We start from the raw sequence: 19,530 nt of genomic DNA on the forward strand, positions 1-19,530 counted from the left end.
CCATGACCGAGACACGGACTTCGCCATCGTCGACAGAGTTTTCGCGCCAGCGGCGCACGCTGCTGGGCCGCGCTGCGGCCAGCGTGTGCGCGCTGGCCTGCGGTGTGGGCGGTGCCCCGGCCGCGTGGGCCCAGGCGACGGCGGTGCCCGAGTCTTCGCGCATCCTGGTCGGCTTTGGCGCGGGCGGCGGCATCGACCTGCTGGCCCGCGTGCTGGCCGAGCGCATCCCCGCGCACCTGGGCGGCAAGCACAACATCATCGTGGACAACCGGCCCGGTGCCGGCGGCCAGATCGCCGCGCAGGCGCTGCTGTCGGCGCCTGCAGATGGCAGCACTTTTCTGATCGCCCCGCTGATCACGCCGGTGCTGTCGCAGATCGTCTACAAGAAGCCGGGCTACGACCCGGCCAAGGATTTCACGCCGGTGGGCCTGCTCGCGCACTTCCAGTTCGCGCTGGCCGTGCCGGCCAACCACCCGGCGCGCAACGTGGCCGAGTTCGTGGCCTGGCTCAAGGCCCACCCCGACCGCGCCAACTTCGGCAGCCCGGCGGCGGGCAGCCTGCCGCATTTCTTCGGACTGCTGCTGGGTGGCGCGGCGCAGATCGACATCGTGCACATCGCCTACAAGGGCGGCGGGCCCATGCTGTCGGACCTGGCGGGCGGGCAGATCAGCTCGGCCATCCAGACCACCACCGAGCTGCTGCCGCTGCACAAGCAGGGCAAGATCCGCATCCTGGGCACCTTCTCGGAAAAGCGCACGCGCGAACTGCCCGACGTGCCCACCTTCGCCGAGTCCGGCTACCCCAAGGCCGTGGGCAGCGGCTGGTACAGCCTGTGGGCCCGCAGCGGCACGCCGGCAGCCACCGTCACCGCTTTCAACCGTGCGCTCAACAAGGCGCTGGCAGACCCGGTGGTCAAGGCACGGCTCGACGAGATCGCGCTCGACCCGGACCCGCGCACGCCGCAAGCCCTGGAGCAACTGCGCGTGGCCGAGATCGCCAAATGGCGGCCGGTGATCGAGTCGTCCGGGTTCTGGGCGGATTGACCGTGGCCCAGGCTCCCAACATCGTTTTCATCCTGGCCGACGACCTCGGCTGGGCGGACCTGGGCGTCTATGGCGCCACGGACTTCGCCACGCCCCACCTGGACCGCCTGGCCGGGCAGGGCGTGCGGTTCACGCAGGCGTACGCCAATTCGGCCGTGTGCTCGGCCACGCGCATCGCGCTCATCACCGGCCGCTACCAGTACCGGCTGCGCGCGGGGCTGGAAGAGCCCATCGCCTTGCGCGACACCGGCCTGGGCTTGCCGCCCGAGCACCCTACGCTGCCGTCGCTGCTCAAGGCCGTGGGCTACGACACGGCCCTCATCGGCAAGTGGCACCTGGGCCTGCCGCCGCAGTACGGGCCGCTGCAGAGCGGCTACGACCGCTTCTTCGGCAACCTGCACGGTGCCATCGACTACTTCACGCACAAGCCGGGCGTGGGCGACGACGTGGCGCGCGACCTGTGGGAGAACGAGGTGCCCGTGGAGCGCGCCGGCTACTACACCCAGGTGCTGGCCGACGAGGCCACGGCGTACATCAACGCCCGCGCAGGGCAGGGCGCGGACGAGCGCAAGCCGTTCTTCCTGTCGCTGCACTTCACCGCGCCGCACTGGCCCTGGGAAGGGCCGGGCGACGAGGCCGTGGCGCACCAGATCAAGAGCCTGTTCCACTACGACGGCGGCAGCCTGCGCAAGTACGGCGAAATCGTCGAAGCGCTCGATGCCGCGGTGGGCCAGGTGCTCGCGGCGCTCCATGATGTGGGCGAGGCCGACAACACCATCGTCGTCTTCACCAGCGACAACGGCGGCGAGCGCTTCTCCAAGACTTGGCCCTTCACCGGCCAGAAGACCGAGCTGCTCGAAGGCGGCCTGCGCGTGCCCACGCTCTTGCGCTGGTCCGCGCGCATCGCGCCGCAGGTGCAGCACCAGGTCACCGCATCGATGGACTGGCTGCCCACGCTGCTGGCCGCTGCTGGGTTGTCGCCGCATGCGGACTACCCGAGCGATGGCGAGAACATCCTGCCGGTGCTGCAAGGCGCAGCGCCCGCGCATCCGCGCACGCTGTACTGGCGCTACAAGGCACAGGCCCAGCGCGCGGTGCGCGACGGCCACTGGAAGTACCTCAAGGTCAATGACAACGAGTTTTTGTTCAACGTGGCCGAGGACGAGCGCGAACGCGCCAACCTGCGCGACCTCGAGCCCGCGGTCTTCGCGCGCCTGAAGACGCGGTGGGCCGCGTGGGACGCGCAGTTCTTGCCCATCACCGACGACGTCTACACCCATGGCGTGACGCCCGACGTCCAGGCCGACCACTACGTGCCGCACCGGCTCACGCGGGGGTAGCCACAGGTCGCAGCGCAGCCTCACGCGTTGCGGTGGTGCCAGAAGAAAAGGCGAGCCACGGCTCGCCTTTTTGCGTTCTGGCCGGCAGCCCGGTACGCACCAAACGCGTACCGCCCGCTGCCTACCGCCTGGCACGCGCCCGCGCAGGCACCGGCGCGCAATCCGCACACCGCCCGTACAGCGTCAGCTCGTGCCGCTCCACGGTGAAGCCCTTGGGCGCCAGGTTGCGCAGATCGCCGGGGCACTCGTGCACGTCGAACACCCGCGAGCACACCGTGCATTGAAAGTGATGGTGGTGGTCGTGCGCAGACGACTCGTACCGCGGGCTCTCGCCCGGCAGGTTCACCACCTGCACCGACCCGTCTTCCACCAGCGCCTTGATGTTGCGATAGACCGTCGCCAGGCCCAGGCCCTGCACGCTCTCCCGTGCGCTGTCCAGCACCTCCTGCGGTGTCAGGGGGCGGTGTGCGTCCGCAATGGCGGCGTGGATGGCGGTGCGTTGCTTGGTGGATCGTTCCATCGGGGAAGACAGGGTGGCGTGGAGCAGGGACTGCGAATTATCGGTGACTGCACTCCATGCGGCCCGCGATGCCGGGCGTGTGGTTTCTTGTGCAGTCCACCGGATGGGTTTTTTTGATATCGATAATGCATTATCATTAAAGGCTGATCTGGCATCGCCAGGTTTTTGCGCCGATCGCTGGCTGCCCTTGTGCCCCTGTGCCCCTGTGCCTCGGTGCAGTAGCCAGCTTGCCCCCTTTCCCGCGCCTGACTGGAGAACCTCCCCGTGCTCGAAGCCATCGGCCTGACCAAACGCTACGGCGACCACACCGCCCTGCACCCGCTCGACCTGTGCATTCGCCCGGGCGAAATCTATTGCCTGCTGGGCGCCAACGGCGCGGGCAAGACGACCACCGTCAACCTGTTCCTCAATTTCATCGACCCCGACGGAGGGCAGGCGCTGATCCACGGCGTGGACGTGACGCGCGAGCCTGTGGCCACCAAGCAGTACCTGGCCTACATCCCCGAGCAGGTGAACCTGTACGGCACGCTGACCGGGCTGGAGAACCTGCGCTACTTCGCGGCGCTGGCCCTGGGCGAGCCGCCGCCGCGCACGCGCTTGCTGGAGCTGATGGCCCAGGTGGGGCTCGACGCCGGCGCGGCCGACAAGCGGGTGGCCGCGTACTCCAAAGGCATGCGCCAGAAGATCTGGATCGCCGTGGCACTGGCCAAGGACGCCAAGGCGCTGCTGCTGGACGAGCCCACCTCGGGCCTGGACCCGCATGCTGCGGCCGAGTTCACCACATTGCTGCAGCGCGCGAGCGACGCGGGTGTGGCCATCCTGGCCACCACGCACGACCTGTTCCACGCCAAGCAGACGGCCACGCGCATCGGCATCATGAAACAGGGGCGCCTGGTCGAGAGCCTGGACAGCCAGCAGATCAGCGACACCGACCTGCAGGCCCTGTACCTGCGGCACATGCGGGGCGGCCAATGATCTGGCTGATCGCGTTCAAGGACCTGCGCGAGCGCCTGCGCGACGGGCGGCTGTACTGGGCGGGTGGCATCGTCATGCTGCTGCTGTTCACCGCGCTCGCCGTGGGCTACGGCCACCAGAAGGAGGCACGCGCAGAGCAGGCCGCGGCCCAGAACTCCGACTACCAGGACTGGCTGCGGCAGGGCGCACGCCACCCGCACGACGCGGCGCACCAGGGCATGCACGCCTTCAAGCCCGACGCGGCGCTGGCGCTGCTGGACCCCGGCATCAACCCCTACATCGGCAGCACCGTGTGGCTGCAGGCGCACCGGCAAAGTGAGGTGAAGTTCCGCCCCGCGCAGGACGCCACCGGCCTGCAGCGCTTCGGCGACCTGTCGGTGGGCTGGATCCTGCAGGTGTTGGGCCCCTTGCTGGTGGTGGTGCTGGGCTTCAACGCCTTAGCCGGCGAGCGCGAGCAGGGCATCCTGCGCCAGACGCTGAGCCTGGGCGTGCCGCCGCTGCGCCTGTTGTGGGGCAAGGCAACCGCTTTGGGCCTGGGCCTGGCGGCGCTGCTGCTGCCGGCCGCATTGATCGCGGCGGCGGTGGTGGCCCTGTCTGCCGCCAGTGGCGAGCGCGGCGACGCCTTGCTGCGCTTTGCGGGCCTGGCGCTGGGCTATGCGCTGTACCTGGCGATCTTCGTGTTCGTCACGCTCGGGGTGTCGGCCGCATCGCGCACCTCGCGCGTGGCCATCACCGTGCTGCTGGCGCTGTGGATCGCCAACACCGTGGTGGCGCCGCGCGTGATGTCCGAGCTGTCGCGCGCCGTGTTCCCCAGCCCGACGCGGCTCGCATTCAACCAGGCGCTCGACGCCGACCGCAAGGCGACTTCCGACAAGGTCTGGATGCAGGCCTTCGGCACCACCGAGCGCTGGAGCCGCGATGTGCCGCTGAACAAATGGGGCATCGCGCTCAAGCTCGACGACCAGTCCAGCTATGCGGTGTACGACCGCCACTTCGGGCGGCTGTGGGACACCTGGGAGAGCCAGCAGGCGGTGCAGGAAGCCGGTGGCCTGTTGATGCCGCTGCTGGCCATCCGCACCTTCTCTACCGCCATGGCGGGCACCGACTTCGTGCACCACCGTGACTTCACCACCGCTGCGGAGAGCCATCGCCGCGTCATCCAGGACATCGTGAGCCAGGACCTGGTGGCGCACGCCGACCCGCTGGGCCACCAGCACTTCGCCTACCAGGCCAGCCCGTCGCTGTGGGCGCGTGTGCCGGCTTTTGAGTACCACGCGCCCTCCGTGGGCTGGGCGCTGGCCCGCAGCGGTGCGAGCCTGGCGGTGCTGTGCGCCAGCCTTCTGCTCGCCGTGGCCTTCGCCTGGGCTGCCGTGGCGCGCCAACGGGCGCTCTAAGGAAACCATCCGTGCAAGCATTTCAGTTCCAACGATTTCGCATGGTCGCCCGGCAGGAGCTGCGCCTGCTGCTCAAGGAGCGCAGCCTCTGGTGGGTGGGCGGCCTGTTCCTGTTGCTCATCGGCTATGCGCTCTTCAACGGCGTGCTGCAGACCACGCAGCGCGACAGCGCGCAGGCGGCCCTGGTGGCGGCCGATGCGCAGTCGCGCGCCGGCCAACTGGCGCAGCTCCAGCGCATCATGGCCGGCACCGAAACCCCCACGCCGTTCGGCAACCCGGCCAACCCCGCCAACATGGCCGGCGGGCTGGGCGCGCACTACGCCGTCATGCCCAGCGCCGCGCTGGCGCCGATGGCGCTGGGGCAGACCGACCTGTTCCCGTCGCAGTTCAAGGTCACGCACCAGAGCAAGGTCAACTTCCTGCACAACAACGACATCGAGAACCCCTGGCACCTGCTCAGCGGGCACTTCGACCTGGCGTTCGTGGTGGTGTACCTGCTCCCGCTGCTGATCTTCGCGCTCAGCTACAACCTGCTGTCCGGCGAGAAGGAAGACGGCACCTTGCGCCTGCTGCTCTCGCAGCCGCTGGCCTTGCCGACGCTGATTGCCGGCAAGATCGCGGTGCGCGCCGCGGTGCTGCTGGGCGCCGCCGTGCTGGTGCCGCTGGCGGTGCTGCTGGTGGCGCGCCCGCAGGCCCTGGCCCTGCCCGGCGCCACGCTGTGGTGGGCGCTGGTGGTGGGGGCGTATGCGCTCTTCTGGTTCACCGCGGTGGTGGCGGTCAATGCCTTCGGCCGGTCTTCGGCCACCAATGCGATGGTGCTCATCATCGGCTGGGTGGTGCTGGTGCTGGTGGTGCCGGTGCTGCTGAACATCGCGGTCACGCACACCAGCCCGGCGCCCTCGCGCGCAGAGCTGGCCACCCGCACCCGCGTGGTCACCGCGCAGGCCATGTCGCAGAACGCCGCGCTGCTGGCCACCGACTACGAGCATGTGGACAAGCCCGACGTGCTGGTGCCCAAGGACGGCCGCCTGGCCATGAGCGGGCGGGCCATGGCCAACTACCGCATCCAGCGCCAGGTGGACGACACGCTGCAGCCCGAGCTGGACCGCTTCGATGCGCAGCAGGCGCAGCAACAGGCACTGGTCGCGCGCTGGAGCGCCGTGTCGCCTGCGGCCGTGGCGTACGAGGGCATCACCGCGCTGGCGGGCACGGGGCACAGCCGCAACGCCTGGTTCATGGCGCAGATCACGGCCTACCACCAGGCGTGGAAGGACTTCTTCTTTCCCCGCATCGACGGTGGCCTGGCCATCACCGAGGCGGACTTCGCGCACATCCCCGCCTTTGCATGGCGCGACGAAGCGCCCGGCACTGTGCAGGCCCAGGCCGCGCGGGCCGTGCTGCAGCTGCTGCTGCCCACGCTCGTGCTGCTGGGCGTAGCGCTCTGGCGGCTGCGCCGCTACCGCGTCGTCTAGCGCATCCATCCAACACCGAACAACAAACCCGAGAGGACGATTCCATGACCCCCTTCACCCGCACCGCCGTGGCGCTGGCGGTGGCTGCTGCCACGCACGCCAGCTGGTCGCAGACGCCAGAGCCCGACCGCGAATTGCCCGCGGTCAGCATCGTGGGCGGGCAGGACCGCGACAGCCTGCAGCTGGACCAGCGCAGCACCAGCGCATCGCGCCTCGGCCTCACGCTGCGCGAAACGCCCGCGTCGGTGGAGATCCTGTCGCAGGACGTGATCCAGGAGCGCGGCGCACGCACCTTGCGCGAGGCGCTGCGCGGTGCGGCCGGCATGGCGGGCGGGGGCACGCCTGCGGCACCCACCACGCTGTCGATGCGCGGCTTCACCAACGTGCTGTACCTGTACGACGGCGTGCGCATGTCCGGCGCGGGCGTGACCAACCGGGTGCAGGACACCTGGAACTACGAGCGCATCGAGGTGCTCAAGGGCCCGGCGTCGGTGCTGCAGGGCGACAGCGCCATCGGCGGCCTCGTCAACTTCCAGACCAAGCGGCCCGACCGTGGCAACCCCGGACGCGAGGCCCTGCTGTCCTACGGCAGCTACGGCTCCACCCGGGCGGCGGTGGGCCTGGGCGGCGCCGTGGGCGAGACGGGCGCCTACCGCATCGACTACAGCCGCAACGACACCCGCGTGGGCACCATCGACCGCAACAGCGAAAGGCTCGAGCACCTGACCACCGGCGTGTCGTTCGACCTGGCGCGTGCCACCCGGCTCGATGTGTCGTTCGACTATGCCCGCGACGAAGGCCATGCCTACTGGGGCACGCCGCTCGTTCCCGGCAGTCTGGCGACCCAGCCCACCAGCGTGGTCAGCACGCCCGACGGCCGGGTGGTGGACCGGCGCATCGCGCGCAACAACTACAACATCCTGGACGACAGGAACCAGTCCGAGGCCTACTGGCTGCGCGCCCGCATCACCCACCGCCTGACGCCCGAGTGGACGCTGCGCAACGAGCTCACGGCCAACCAGGTCGACCGGCTGTGGCGCAATTCAGAAAGCGCGGTGTTCACCGCCCCCGCGTCCATCACGCGCGACCAGACCACCATCGCGCACGACCAGCGCTACCTGTCCAACCGGCTGGATGCCGCGCACACAGGGCGCCTGGCGGGCATGGCGAACAAGTTCGTGGTGGGCGGCGAGATCAGCAAGACCGACTTCGACAACACGCGGCGCTTTTCCAACGGCTCGGCGGCCACTGCTGCCAGCCTGCGCGTGCCGCTGTTCGACCCGGCCGTGGGCACCTACAACGACGACCCGGCGCTGATGGCGGGCGGCGGCAACCGCACCAACTTCACCTCGGACGTGCGCAGCACCTCGGTGTTTGCCGAAGACTCGCTCAAGCTCACCCCGGCCTGGACGCTGGTGGGCGGCCTGCGCCACGACCGCGTGGATGTGGACCGCAGCGTGACCGACCTCAACCTGGGCACGTTCAGCGCCTTCGGCACGCAGTATTCGTCCAACTCCGCGCGGCTGGGCACGGTGTTCGACCTCAGCGCGGCATCGTCCGTCTACGCGCAGTACACCAACGCCACCATTCCGGTGGGCTCGCTCTTCCTGCTGTCGGCGGGCAACGCGGCGTTTCCGCAGTCCAAGGGCCAACAGCTGGAAGTGGGCTTCAAGCAAAGCCTGGCCAGCGTGGAATGGACGGCGGCGGCCTACCACATCGCGCTCGACAACGTGCTCTCGCGCGACCCGAACAACGCCAACGTCACCATCAACAACGGCCGGCAGTCGTCGCGCGGGGTCGAGTTGGCCGCTGCGTGGCGCGCGACGAAGCAGCTCACGCTGTCGGGCAATGTGGCGGCACTGGATGCGCGCTTCGACACGCTGACCGAGGCGGGCGGCGTATCGCGCGTGGGCAACACGCCGCCCAACGTGCCCGAACGCATCGTGAACCTGTTCGCCAACTACCGGTTCAAGGACCTGCCGCTCGATCTGTTCCTGTCCATCAACCACACCGGCAAGATGTACACCGACAACGCCAACCAGATTCGCATCAACGGCCACACCACGGCCGACGTGGCGGCCAGCTGGCGCATCCAGCCGGTGCTGCTGACCTTCCGTGTGCGCAACCTCACCGACAAGCTCTACGCCAGCTTTGCAGGCCGGGCCACCAGCCAGGTGCTGATCGCGCCGCAGCGCACCTTCGAGCTGTCGGCCCGGTATGACTTCTGACGCGAGGGCGCACCGTGCCCCTAGAATCGCCCCGTTGGTGCTCGCAGCATGGTTCGCATGCCGCAGTTCAACGGGAAGCAGGGAGGCACCACCGAACAGGACCGTGCCGCGCCTGCGCTGCCCCCGCAACGGTCAACGGATGGGTCGCCACCTCGGCAGCCCGCTCCCCTTACGCACAGCCACTGGACTGCCTTGAACAAGCACCTGGGAAGGCTTTGGGGGATTCTTCCGCCAGCCCGGATACCGGCCAACAAGTGGGTGGAGCTCCTATGGAGCGCTGCCATAACGCTCAAGCGCTGGCGGGAGGCCGGCGCCGGGCCTATTTGTTTTCCATCATCGTATGAGCCACTCTTTTCATCCCCTGCGGATGGCCGTCGTGCCGTGGGCACTGGCCGCTGCATTCCCTTCGCATGCCCAGACCGCAGGCACCTTGCCCGACGTTGTCGTGAAGGAGTCCGCCACGCCCGGCCCGCTGCTCGATCAGCGCGCTGACGGCGCATCGCGCCTGGGCCTCACGGTGCGCGAGACACCCGCGTCCATCGACGTGGTGCCGCGCGAGGTGCTGGCCGAGCGCGGCCTGCGCACGGTGACCGAGGCCGCACAGGCCGCAGTCGGCGTAACGGCGGGGGACTTTCCGGCCGAGCCCAGCGCGTTCTCGATGCGCGGCTTTGCCAACAGCCAGATCAACACGCTGTACAACGGCATCAAGATCGGTCCGCCCAACATGACATCGCGTGTGATGGACGCGGCCAATCTGGAGCGCATCGAGTTCTTGAAGGGCGCCGCATCGCTGATGTCGGGCGAGGGCGCTGTGGGTGGTGCCGTCAACTTCGTCACCCGTGCGCCGCACCGCGGCGCGGTGCAGAGCGAAGTGACCGGCGCAGTCGGCTCGTTCGGCGAGCGGCGTGTGGCCTTCGGCTCGGGCGGCACCACGGCCTGGAAGGACCTGGACTACCGCATCGACGTGAGCGGCTCGCACAGCGACGGCTTCGTCAACGACACCGGCCAGCGCAACCGCCATATCTCGGGCGGGCTCGACTGGCATGTGGCGCCGGGCGTCAAGCTCTTCGTCGCCGGCGAGGCCAAGCGCGACAACGGCAGCAGCTACTGGGGCACGCCGCTGGTGTCGGCCAACGCCCCGGGCATCCAGCCGGTGGGCGGTGTGGTGTCGGGCACCTACACCTCCAACTACAACGGCACCAACCTGGGCCCGGTGGCCATCGACCGCCGCACGCTGCGCACCAACTACAACGTGCTCGATAACCGCAACGAGGCCCGCGAGACCTGGCTGCGCGCGGGCGCCGACTGGCGCATCGACAGCGCCTTCACGCTGCGCACCCAGTTCTACCGCTACACCGCCGACCGCACCTGGTTCAACAACGAGATCGCCGCGTTCAACGCCACCACGGGCCTGGTGGACCGCGAGCGCTTCTTCCTGGCGCACGACCAGACCTCGGTGGGCAACAAGACCGAGCTGCAGTGGGACAGCCAGGTGGCGGGCCGCGACAACCGCCTGGTGGCGGCGTTCGAATACAGCGACCTCGACTTCATCCGCCCCGGTGCGGCCAACTTCCCCGGCGACAGTGTGAGCCTGGTGAACCCCGCGCGCGGCACTTACGGTCCGCTCACGCAGCAGCGGCAGACCACCGGCATCCGCAACACCGTGCTGGCACTGGAAGACCGCCTCAAGCTCACGCCCAGCGTGGCGCTCATCGGCGGCGTGCGGCACGAGTCCATCGAGCTGTCGCGCACCTCGGCCAACGCCCAGGGCGTGCAGCGCAACGGCTTTCCGTTCGACAAGACCTGGCGCCCTACCACGGGCCGCCTGGGCTTCACCTGGGAGGCTGCGGCGGGCACCACCGTGTACGGCCAGTACGGCACGGGCGCCGACGTGGCGGCCAACAACATCTTCCTGCTCAGCGGCACGCAGCCGCTGGATCTCACCCGCACCCGCAATGCCGAGGTGGGCGTGAAGCAGGGCTTCTGGCAGGACCGTGGCGAGTGGACCTTCGCGCTGTACGACACCAAGCGGCGCAACGTGTATGCGGGGCAGGGCGGCCAGACGCTGGCGCGGGCCGGCGCCCTGCAGTCGCGCGGCGCCGAGGCCTCGGTCGCATTGCGGCCCGATGCGCAGTGGAGCGTGTGGGGCAACCTGGCGCTCAACCGCGCGCGCTACCAGGACTACGCCCTGGCCGGCGGCGGGTCGCTGTCGGGCAACACACCGCCCAACGCGCCGCGCGTGGTGGCCAATGCGGGCGTGGGCTACCGCTTCGTGGCAGGCGTGCCGATGCAGCTGTCGGCCTCGGTGCGGCACGTGGGCGAGCGCTTTCACAGCGACGCCAACACTGTGCGCCTGGCCGCCTACACCGCACTGGACGCGGCTTTGACGGTGGACGTGGCGCGCGGCGTGCAGGTCACGCTGCGGGGCCGCAACCTGGCCAACAAGGTGTATGCCGCCTGGTCGGATCCGTTCTACCCCGACCAGATCCTGCTGGGCGCGCCGCGCAGCGTCGAGCTGGCCGTGCGCTGGGCGCTATAAGCTCGCCGCATGTCTCCACCCCTGGCCACGCCCACCCCCGTGCTGCAGCTGCAGGTCGCAGGCTTTTGCACCGACGGCGGGCGCGAACTGCTGGCGCCCATCGATGCCACCGTGCACCGCGGCGAATGCGTGGCCCTGGTGGGGCCCAACGGCGCGGGCAAAAGCACGCTGCTGAAAATGCTGTGCGCACGCATCGCGGCCACGCACGGTGTGGTGCGGGTGCAGGGGCACGACCTGGCCGGCTGGCCCGCGCTGGACCGCGCACGCCACGTGGCGGTGCTGGCGCAGTCCGAATCGGTGGACCTGGGCCTGCGGGTGCGCGACTACGTGGCCATCGGCCGGCTGCCGCACCAGCACCGCGTGGCCCGCGCCGAACACGCGCGGGTGGTGGACGCCGCGCTGCGCACCTGCCGAGTCGACACCCTGGCCGCGCGCAGGCTCTCCACCTTGTCGGGCGGCGAGCGCCAGCGCGCGCACCTGGCGCGGGCGCTGGCGCAAGAGCCCACGCTGCTGCTGCTGGACGAACCCACCAACCACCTGGACCTGGCGGCCCGCGCCGACCTGCTGGCGCTGGTGCGCGGCCTGGGCATCACGGTGGTGGCGGCATTGCATGAACTGGGGCTGGTGCCATCCTTTGCCGACCGGGTGTGGATGCTGCAGGCCGGCCGCCTGGTGGCCGACGGCCCCCCGCGCGAGGCGCTGAGCGCGCAGCGCGTGGCCAGCGTGTTCGGCATGGAGCTGGTGCGCACCCGGCACCCACGGCACGGCGGCACGCTGTGGTCGTTTGAAAGAGAGGCCGCGTGATGAAGGCAGTGCTGCAATCCTGGTTGTCGTCCGCATCGCTGCTGCTGGCTTTTGCGGGCCCTGTGGCTGCAGCAGGCCCTGCAGGTGCTGGTATTGGTGCTTCGGGCTTTCCCGTCACCGTCTCCAACTGCGGCGACACCCTGCGCTTCGATGCCCCGCCGCAACGCCTGGTGGTGCACGACCTCAACATGACCGAGATTGCGCTGGCCCTCGGCCTGCGCCCGCAACTGGTGGGCGTGACGGGCATCACCGGCTGGTACAAGTCCGACGCATCGCTGCGCGAGACCCTGGGCGACGTGCCCGAGCTCGCGCCCAAGTACCCCACGCTCGAGAACCTGCTCGCCGCGCGGCCCGACCTTTTCATGGCAGGCTGGTACTACGGCATGCAGCCCGGGGGCGAGGTCACGCCCACCACGCTGGCACGCCACGGCATCAAGACCCTGGTGCTGACCGAAAGCTGCGCGCACACGCTGCGCGACAAGCCCCGCGCCACCCTGGACCTGCTCTACGGCGACATGCTGCGCCTGGGCACGGTGTTCGGCCGCCGCGACGCGGCCGAGCGGCTGGTGGCCCAGTGGCAGGCGCGCGTGCGGGCCGCAGCGCAGCCCGTGCTGCCAGCGGCACCGCGCGTGTTCGTCTACGACTCGGGCGAGGACAAGCCCTTCACCGCCGGGCGCGCCGCCATGCCCACCGCACTGATCGACGCCGCCGGCGGCCGCAACGTGATGGACGGCCTGCCCATGAGCTGGGGCACCGCGTCGTGGGAGGCCGTGGCGGCCAGCAACCCGCAGTTCATCGTGCTGCTCGACTACCAGAACGGCCAGGGCCCCGACCACCTGCGCCAGGTGCTGCAGTCGCACCCGGCCATGCGGCTCACCGACGCGGTGCGCAACGGCCGCTTCATCCCGCTGCGCTATGCCGAGCTCACGCCGGGGCCGGCCAACATCGGCGCCATCGAAAAGATCGCCCGCGCGCTGCGGGCCCTGCCATGACGCTGCCGCGCTGGGCCCTGCCGCTAGCCGCCGGGGCCGTGCTGCTGGTGCTGGCCCTGCTGTCGCTGACCATGGGCAGCACCCCTGTCGCGTGGCACGACGCCCTGGCTGCGCTGGCGCGCCCCGGTGGTGGGGGCGCGGATGGCGCCATGGCCCAGGCCATCGTGCGCGACCTGCGTCTGCCGCGCGTGCTGCTGGCGCTGCTGGTGGGCGCCACACTGGCCATGGTGGGCAGCCTGCTGCAGACCGTCACCCGCAACGACCTGGCCGACCCGTTCCTGTTCGGGCTGTCCTCGGGCGCATCGGCGGGTGCGGTGGCAGTGCTGGCCTGGGCGGGCGACTCGCTGGGCGCCTGGACCTTGCCGCTGGCCACCTTCGCCGGGGCCATGGTGGCCGCAGCGGCCGTGCTGCTGCTGGTGCGCCGCGCGGTGGGGCAGGGCCCGGCGCAGACGGTGCTGGCGGGGCTGTCGGTGTCTTTCCTGTTCGGCGCGCTGACGCACGCGCTGGTGTTTGCCGGCGACCAGCGTGCGGCGCATGCCGTGGTGTTCTGGTCCATGGGCGGCCTGGGCCTGGCGCGGTGGGACAACCTGTGGCTGGCACTGGCGGGCCTGGTGGTGGTGGCGGCCTTCGTGGCGCTGCGGCACCGCGCGCTCGACGCGCTGCTGGCGGGCGACGACACCGCCCACAGCGTGGGCGTGGCGCCCGAGCGGCTGCGGGTGCAGGTCTTTCTCGTCGCTGCCGTGGCAGCCGCCTGCTGCGTGGCGCTGACAGGGGTGATCGGCTTTGTCGGCCTGATGGTGCCGCACGTCGCGCGGCGCTTCGTGGGCCCGCTGCATGCGGCGTTCGTGCCGTGCGCGGCCTTGCTGGGCGCCACGCTGCTGCTGGGCAGCGACCTGCTGGCCCGCACGGTGCTGGGCGCGCAGGAGCTGCCCGTGGGTATCGTCACCGCGGGGCTAGGCGCCGTGTTCGTGATGCTCTGGCTGCGGCGCATCGCGGTGCGCTGAGGCTGGGCCCAGGTACCCGGCCGTCCAACGGCCATCGATTCACTTCCCCCAAAAGAGTTGGCACCTTGGGAGCCTCTTCGGGCGGAGCTTGCGTTCGCCTCCCGCTCGCCGTGCAGCCAGTCCACATAGACATTTTGGGCGGAAAGTTATCTCTATATATTGTTTATCGTTTTAAATTCGTTATTTTAAGATTGACAGGTTATTTGAACTACAACATACAGCCTGTGATCTCCTTTGCCCACTCGACCTCTCGCCTGGCTGTGCGCGCGCCCAAAGCGCCATCATCGCTCCCCGCCAGGAGCCAGCCATGAACTTCCAGCAACTGCGCTCCGTGCGCGAAGCCGTCCGGCGCGGCTTCAACCTGACCGAAGTGGCCAACATGCTGCACACCTCGCAGCCGGGCGTGAGCCGCCAGATCCGCGAGCTGGAGGAAGAGCTGGGTGTGGAGATCTTCGTGCGCGCCGGCAAGCGCCTGACGGGCCTGACCCCGCCGGGCGAGGCGCTGCTGCCCACGGTGGAGCGCCTGCTGCTCGAAGCCGACAATTTGAAGCGCGCGGGCCAGGACTTCAGCGCCAGCGCGCAGGGGCGCCTGTCGGTGGCGGCCACGCACTCGCAGGCGCGCTACGCACTGCCCCAGGTGGTGCGCGACTTCCGGGCGATGTTCCCGCAGGTGTCGCTGCACCTGCACCAGGGCTCGCCGCGCCAGGTGGCCGAGATGCTGATGTCCGGCGAGGCCGACATCGGCGTGGCCACCGAGGCGCTGGCGGGCTACGACGGGCTGGTCACGCTGCCCTGCTACCGCTGGACGCACAGCATCGTCGTGCCCCCGGGCCACCCACTGCTGGACCTGGCGGGCCCCGTGACGCTGGAGCAGCTGGCAGAGCACCCCATCATCACCTACGAGCTGGGCTACACCGGCCGCGCGCACATCGACGAGGCGTTTGCGCGCGAGGGCATCGCGCCCGACATCGTGCTCACCGCCATGGACGCCGACGTGATCAAGACCTATGTGGAGCTGGGCATGGGCGTGGGCATCGTCGCGTCCATCGCGGTGGATGCCGAGCGCGACCGCCACCTGCGCCTGATCGACGCGGGCCACCTGTTCGAGGTGAACCTCACGCGCCTGGGCTTGCGCCGCGGGGCCTGGCTGCGGGGCTATGCCTACCACTTCATCGAAAGCTTCGTGCCCACGCTCACCCGCGACGCGGTGGAGAAGGCGGTGCAGCAAAGCGCGCACGGCCTGGGCCAGGGCGCGGGCGATGCGGTGGGCGATGAGCGGGGGCATACCGATATCTGAATTTCTTCGTTGGCGCGGCGGGCCGAGGTTTCTACGCTGGGGGGTTTGTGACCTGCCTTCGGGCCTTTGTTTAGGGACCACCATGACCTCATCTTCCGCACCCGCCACGCCGGCGCCACGCGCGCCGCGCACCCTTCAACTCGGCCTGGTGCTGCACGGCGTGGGTGCCGGGTGGGGCGACTGGCGCCACCCGGACGCGGTGACCGAGGCCAGCACCAATTTCGCGTTCTACAAGGCCCAGGCGCAGCTGGCCGAGCAGGCGCGCTTCACCTTCCTGTTCGTGGCCGACAGCGTGCACATCACGCCGCGCTCCAGCCCGCACTACCTCAACCGCTTCGAGCCCATCACCATCCTGTCGGCGCTGGCGGCCGCCACCTCGCACATCGGCCTGGTGGCCACGCTCACCGCCAGCTACAGCGAGCCCTTCACGGTGGCGCGGCAGTTCGCCTCGCTCGACCACATCAGCGGCGGGCGCGCGGGCTGGAACGTGGTCACGTCGTGGCTGGACGGCAGCGCGCGCAACTACAGCCGCCAGGAGCACTACGCCCACGACGTGCGCTACCGCCTGGCGGGCGAGCACCTGGATGTGGTGCAGGGCCTGTGGGACTCGTGGGAGGACGATGCCCTGGTGCACGACAAGGCCACCGGCCAGTTCTTCGACGAAGACAAGCTGCACAAACTGGACCACCAGGGCGAGTTCTTTGCGGTGGAGGGGCCGCTGAACATCGCCCGCTCGCGCCAGGGGCAGCCCGTGATCTTCCAGGCCGGCGCCTCGCACGACGGCAAGACCTTTGCCGCGCAGCGGGCCGACGCCATCTTCTTTCACGCCGACACGTTCGAGGAAGCCCAGGCCTACTACCGGGACGTGAAGGCCCGCGTGCGGGCCGAGGGGCGCAACCCCGACGAGGTCTTCTTGCTGCCGGGCTTTCGGCCCATCGTGGGCCGCACGGAGCAGGAGGCCGCGCAGCGCTACGAGGAACTGGCCGCGCTGGTGCCCATCGAGAACGCCATCGCCGCGCTGGCGCGTCCGTTCAGCGACCACGACTTCTCGCAGTACCCGCTGGACGAACCCTTCCCGGACCTGGGCGACCTGGGCCGCAACAGCCAGCAAAGCGCGAGCGACCGCATCAAGCGGCACGCCCGCGAGCACGGCCTGACGCTGCGCGAGGTGGCGCTGTGGCACGCCCGGCCCAAGCGCACCTTCGTCGGCACGGCGGAGCAGGTCGCCGATGAAATCCAGCGCTGGTTCGAGGGCGGGGCGGCCGATGGCTTCAACTTCTTCGAGGCGCTGCCCAACACCTCGCTCAAGGCCTTTGTCGAGCTGGCCGTGCCGGCGCTGCAGGCGCGCGGGCTGCTGCGCACCGAATACGCGGCCGAGACCCTGCGCGGCAATCTGAGCCTGCCGGTGCCGGAGAACCGGTACACCGCACGGCGCAACGGGGCGGCGCGGGCGGCTGCTGCACCCGACGCCCCGTCCGCGTCGACGGTGCCCAGCGCTCAGGACGCCGTGCCTGCATGACGCTGGCCGCAGCCGCGACAGGGCTTGATCCGGCCAGTGATCGGCACCCCGGTGGGTGATTGACGCCCCGGGGTCCGTGAAGGAGCGGGCAGCCAGCCCGCGCTCGGCAGCACAGGGGCCGCTAGTTCTGAATGAAAATGGCCTCTACCGCTTGATGGTCAAGCGCTGGAAGCTATTGAAATGATAGCGGTGGCCTGGCGCCCGCCGCTGGCGCATCACCGCGGCAGGCAGCCCGCCAGGCCCTTGTCCGCTGCCACATCGGCCAGCGCCAACGGCGTGGTCTCGTCGTTCTGCGGCGGCGCCTTGGTCAGCCGCAGGCCGTTGTTCCAGCGCCACCGCTGGCCATCAAAGCTGTAGACGAAGGTGTGGGTGCGGTTGGAGCGCAGGTGCGCGGGCGTCAGCGTGATGGCCGCCGCCTCGGCCTGCGACCCGGCGCTGGCCTGCGCCACGTTGTCCTTGGCCACGATCTTGCCCACGTAAGGCGTGATGGGGGACTCGGTGCGCAGGACCTCGCGCTGCACCTGTGCGGGGCTGTAGCCGGTCTGCGTCCACTGGCCTTCGTTGTCGGGCTGCACCGTGCGCTCCCGGCCTGCCAGCGACTGCGTGCAGGCGGCCACCAGCGTGTCGAAGTCTGCCTCGGCCGTGCTGGCAACTGCAGGCACGGCAGCCTGGGTGCCCAGCGCACCACCCACCCTGTCGCAGGCCGCCAGTGCCACCGCGGCGGCCACCACGGCCACGCAGAGCGCGGCACGCTGCAGTCTGCGGTCGGTGATGCTGGTCACGGTCGATGTGGGGGAGCGGGAAGGCGGGTTCAGGAGGTTTGGCACCGGCCCATTGTGGCCAGGCTGCCCGCAGCCGCCTTGACCTGCATCAAGCGTGCGTGTTGCCGCTGGTTCCGTCGGTCCTGTCGTTCGCGGGGCCGCCGTCCCGCGCGCTCCGCGCCGCCAGGGGCAGCCACACCCGGGCGGCCAGCCCCGTGGCCTGCGCACCGGGTTCTGCTTCGGCCAGCTCCAGCCGCCCGCCCATCAGCTGCGCATACCGCGCCACGATGGACAGCCCCAGGCCCGCGCCCTGGCCCAGTTGCAGGCCCGGGTCGCCCTGGGCCCAGCGCCGCTGCAGCTGTCCGGCAAGGTCCGGGCCCACGCCGGGGCCGTTGTCGGCCACGCACAGCACGGCGTGGTCGGCCTCTGTATGCACCGACACGGTGATGCGCGGCGGCTGGCCGCGGCCGTAGCGCAGCGCGTTGTCCAGCAGGTTGTTGAGGATGCCCTCGACCAGCGCCAGGTTGGCATGCACCCCCACGGCGTGGTCCAGCCCCTCGGCACCCAGGTCCACGCCCTGCGCATCGGCACGCGGCAGGTAGCGCAGCACGGTGTCGCGCACGGCGGTGTTCAGTGCCAGGGGCTGCAGCGCCAGCGCAATGCCGCCTTCAGTCGCGCGGGCCAGCGCCAGCAACTGGTCCACGGTGCGGCTGGCGCGCTGCTCGGCAGCGGCGATGCCTTCGAGTTCATTGCGCCACACGGCGGGGTCGCTGTGCGCCAGCGCGTGCGCCGCTTGGGTGCGGATGCCGGCCAGCGGCGTGCGCAGCTCGTGCGCCACGTTGCCCGCAAATTCGCGCTGCGCATGCAGGCTTTGCTGCACACGCGCCAGCAGGCCGTCCAGCGCCTCGCCCAGGCGCTGGACGTCGCGCGTGGCGGCATCGTGGGTGAGGGCCGGGGGCAGCGGCTGCAGGTCGGCCGCGTCGCGGCGGTCTACGGCGTCCTGCAGGTCACTCAGCGGCTGCAGGTCGCGCTCGATGCCGCGCAGCAGCCACGAGCCCAGCGCCACCAGCAGCCACAGCTGCGCCAGGCCCGAGTACACCAGCAGCCGGCGCAGCAACTGCGTGCGCTCGGCGGTGGTCTGAGCCATCACCACGGTGAAGGGCTGCGGCCCGTCGATGCGCAGGCTCACCCGGCGCAGCTCCCGGCCGTCGCGCCGCAATGGCGAGAAGGTGTGTGTGCTGCCGGGCGCAACGCCGTCCGGGGCCAGGTCCGCCTCGCCCGCCACCAGCGTGCCGCCGTCGCCGTACACCGCAAACCACACGGTCTCGCTCTGGTCGAACCGCAGCAGCCCGACCTCGCGCTGCGTCAGGTCCAGCTGCAGCGGCGCCGTGCCGGGTGCGGCGTCGCCACCGCGCACGTGCGCCGCCAGTGCATGCGCGTCGTCCAGCAGCGCGCGGTCGAAGGCCTCGGCCACAAAGTGGTTGCCCACGCCCAGCACCACAGTGCTGCCCAGGCCCCAGATCAGCACCAGCGACAGCAGCACGTGCCGCCCGATGCGCTCGCGCAGGGCGGGGCGCTGGCGCGCGGGCGTCGTGTCAGCGGGGCGTGGCACTGCGCTCCACCTGCGATGCACGAGGCCGGC

At 70.3% G+C, this 19,530-nt stretch carries 15 protein-coding genes and 1 riboswitch; of the genes, 12 read left to right on the forward strand and 3 right to left on the reverse strand.

The genetic code is table 11. From position 1 onward, the window contains the following. Positions 1-2 precede the first annotated feature (2 nt). A complete protein-coding gene (locus tag ACSQ3D_RS07425; protein WP_436126426.1) occupies positions 3-1,043 on the forward strand; it encodes a Bug family tripartite tricarboxylate transporter substrate binding protein in 1,041 nt (346 codons plus the stop codon). Next, positions 1,001-2,383 carry a sulfatase family protein gene (locus tag ACSQ3D_RS07430; RefSeq protein WP_436126427.1) on the forward strand — a complete coding sequence of 461 codons (1,383 nt, stop codon included), beginning with the start codon at positions 1,001-1,003 and terminating at the stop codon, positions 2,381-2,383. The genes ACSQ3D_RS07425 and ACSQ3D_RS07430 overlap by 43 nt, the downstream gene beginning before the upstream one ends. Positions 2,384-2,504: 121 nt before the next feature. Here the strand turns inward: ACSQ3D_RS07430 and ACSQ3D_RS07435 are convergent, their stop codons facing one another. Then, positions 2,505-2,903, reverse strand: coding sequence for a Fur family transcriptional regulator (locus tag ACSQ3D_RS07435; protein WP_436126428.1), 399 nt, complete (start codon positions 2,901-2,903; stop codon positions 2,505-2,507). Positions 2,904-3,167: 264 nt separating this feature from the next. On the opposite strand from ACSQ3D_RS07435, the gene ACSQ3D_RS07440 reads away from it, so the two are divergent. From ACSQ3D_RS07440 to ACSQ3D_RS07485, 10 genes are all read left to right on the forward strand, one after another. Beyond that, positions 3,168-3,878 (forward strand): ABC transporter ATP-binding protein, encoded by a 711-nt coding sequence (locus tag ACSQ3D_RS07440; RefSeq protein ID WP_056168206.1) that lies wholly within the window; start codon positions 3,168-3,170, stop codon positions 3,876-3,878. Further along, the gene (locus tag ACSQ3D_RS07445) at positions 3,875-5,272 is read left to right on the forward strand and encodes an ABC transporter permease subunit (RefSeq protein ID WP_436126429.1); all 1,398 of its coding nucleotides are present in this window, start codon (positions 3,875-3,877) and stop codon (positions 5,270-5,272) included. Before ACSQ3D_RS07440 ends, ACSQ3D_RS07445 begins: the two co-directional genes overlap by 4 nt. 11 nt (positions 5,273-5,283) lie before the next feature. Next, positions 5,284-6,744 carry an ABC transporter permease subunit gene (locus ACSQ3D_RS07450; RefSeq protein ID WP_436126430.1) on the forward strand — a complete coding sequence of 487 codons (1,461 nt, stop codon included), beginning with the start codon at positions 5,284-5,286 and terminating at the stop codon, positions 6,742-6,744. 44 nt (positions 6,745-6,788) lie between these two features. Continuing rightward, entirely contained in the window at positions 6,789-8,972 is a 2,184-nt protein-coding gene (locus ACSQ3D_RS07455) for a TonB-dependent receptor (RefSeq protein WP_436126431.1), read from the forward strand. 21 nt (positions 8,973-8,993) lie between these two features. Continuing rightward, positions 8,994-9,238, forward strand: a riboswitch (cobalamin riboswitch). 74 nt (positions 9,239-9,312) lie between these two features. Continuing rightward, a complete protein-coding gene (locus ACSQ3D_RS07460) occupies positions 9,313-11,511 on the forward strand; it encodes a TonB-dependent receptor (RefSeq protein ID WP_436126432.1) in 2,199 nt (732 codons plus the stop codon). A gap of 9 nt (positions 11,512-11,520) precedes the next feature. Then, positions 11,521-12,315 (forward strand): ABC transporter ATP-binding protein, encoded by a 795-nt coding sequence (locus ACSQ3D_RS07465; RefSeq protein WP_436126433.1) that lies wholly within the window; start codon positions 11,521-11,523, stop codon positions 12,313-12,315. Beyond that, complete coding sequence (locus tag ACSQ3D_RS07470; RefSeq protein WP_436126434.1) at positions 12,315-13,307, forward strand: ABC transporter substrate-binding protein; 993 nt, start codon at positions 12,315-12,317, stop codon at positions 13,305-13,307. Before ACSQ3D_RS07465 ends, ACSQ3D_RS07470 begins: the two co-directional genes overlap by 1 nt. Next, positions 13,304-14,311, forward strand: a complete 1,008-nt coding sequence (locus ACSQ3D_RS07475; protein ID WP_436126435.1) for a FecCD family ABC transporter permease — start codon at positions 13,304-13,306, stop codon at positions 14,309-14,311. Before ACSQ3D_RS07470 ends, ACSQ3D_RS07475 begins: the two co-directional genes overlap by 4 nt. A gap of 307 nt (positions 14,312-14,618) precedes the next feature. Beyond that, the gene (locus tag ACSQ3D_RS07480) at positions 14,619-15,608 is read left to right on the forward strand and encodes a CysB family HTH-type transcriptional regulator (RefSeq protein ID WP_436126436.1); all 990 of its coding nucleotides are present in this window, start codon (positions 14,619-14,621) and stop codon (positions 15,606-15,608) included. A gap of 82 nt (positions 15,609-15,690) precedes the next feature. Beyond that, on the forward strand, positions 15,691-17,127 hold the full coding sequence (locus tag ACSQ3D_RS07485; protein ID WP_436126437.1) for an LLM class flavin-dependent oxidoreductase: 1,437 nt from the start codon (positions 15,691-15,693) through the stop codon (positions 17,125-17,127). Between the two features lie 215 nt (positions 17,128-17,342). Here the strand turns inward: ACSQ3D_RS07485 and ACSQ3D_RS07490 are convergent, their stop codons facing one another. Both ACSQ3D_RS07490 and ACSQ3D_RS07495 read right to left on the reverse strand, forming a co-directional pair. Beyond that, the gene (locus ACSQ3D_RS07490; protein ID WP_436126438.1) at positions 17,343-17,909 is read right to left on the reverse strand and encodes a hypothetical protein; all 567 of its coding nucleotides are present in this window, start codon (positions 17,907-17,909) and stop codon (positions 17,343-17,345) included. Positions 17,910-17,997: 88 nt separating this feature from the next. Continuing rightward, positions 17,998-19,500, reverse strand: a complete 1,503-nt coding sequence (locus ACSQ3D_RS07495) for a sensor histidine kinase (RefSeq protein WP_436126439.1) — start codon at positions 19,498-19,500, stop codon at positions 17,998-18,000. Positions 19,501-19,530: the final 30 nt, after the last annotated feature.

It is taken from the genome of Acidovorax sp. LjRoot117 (assembly GCF_964252695.1).
GTDB lineage: Bacteria > Pseudomonadota > Gammaproteobacteria > Burkholderiales > Burkholderiaceae_C > Acidovorax.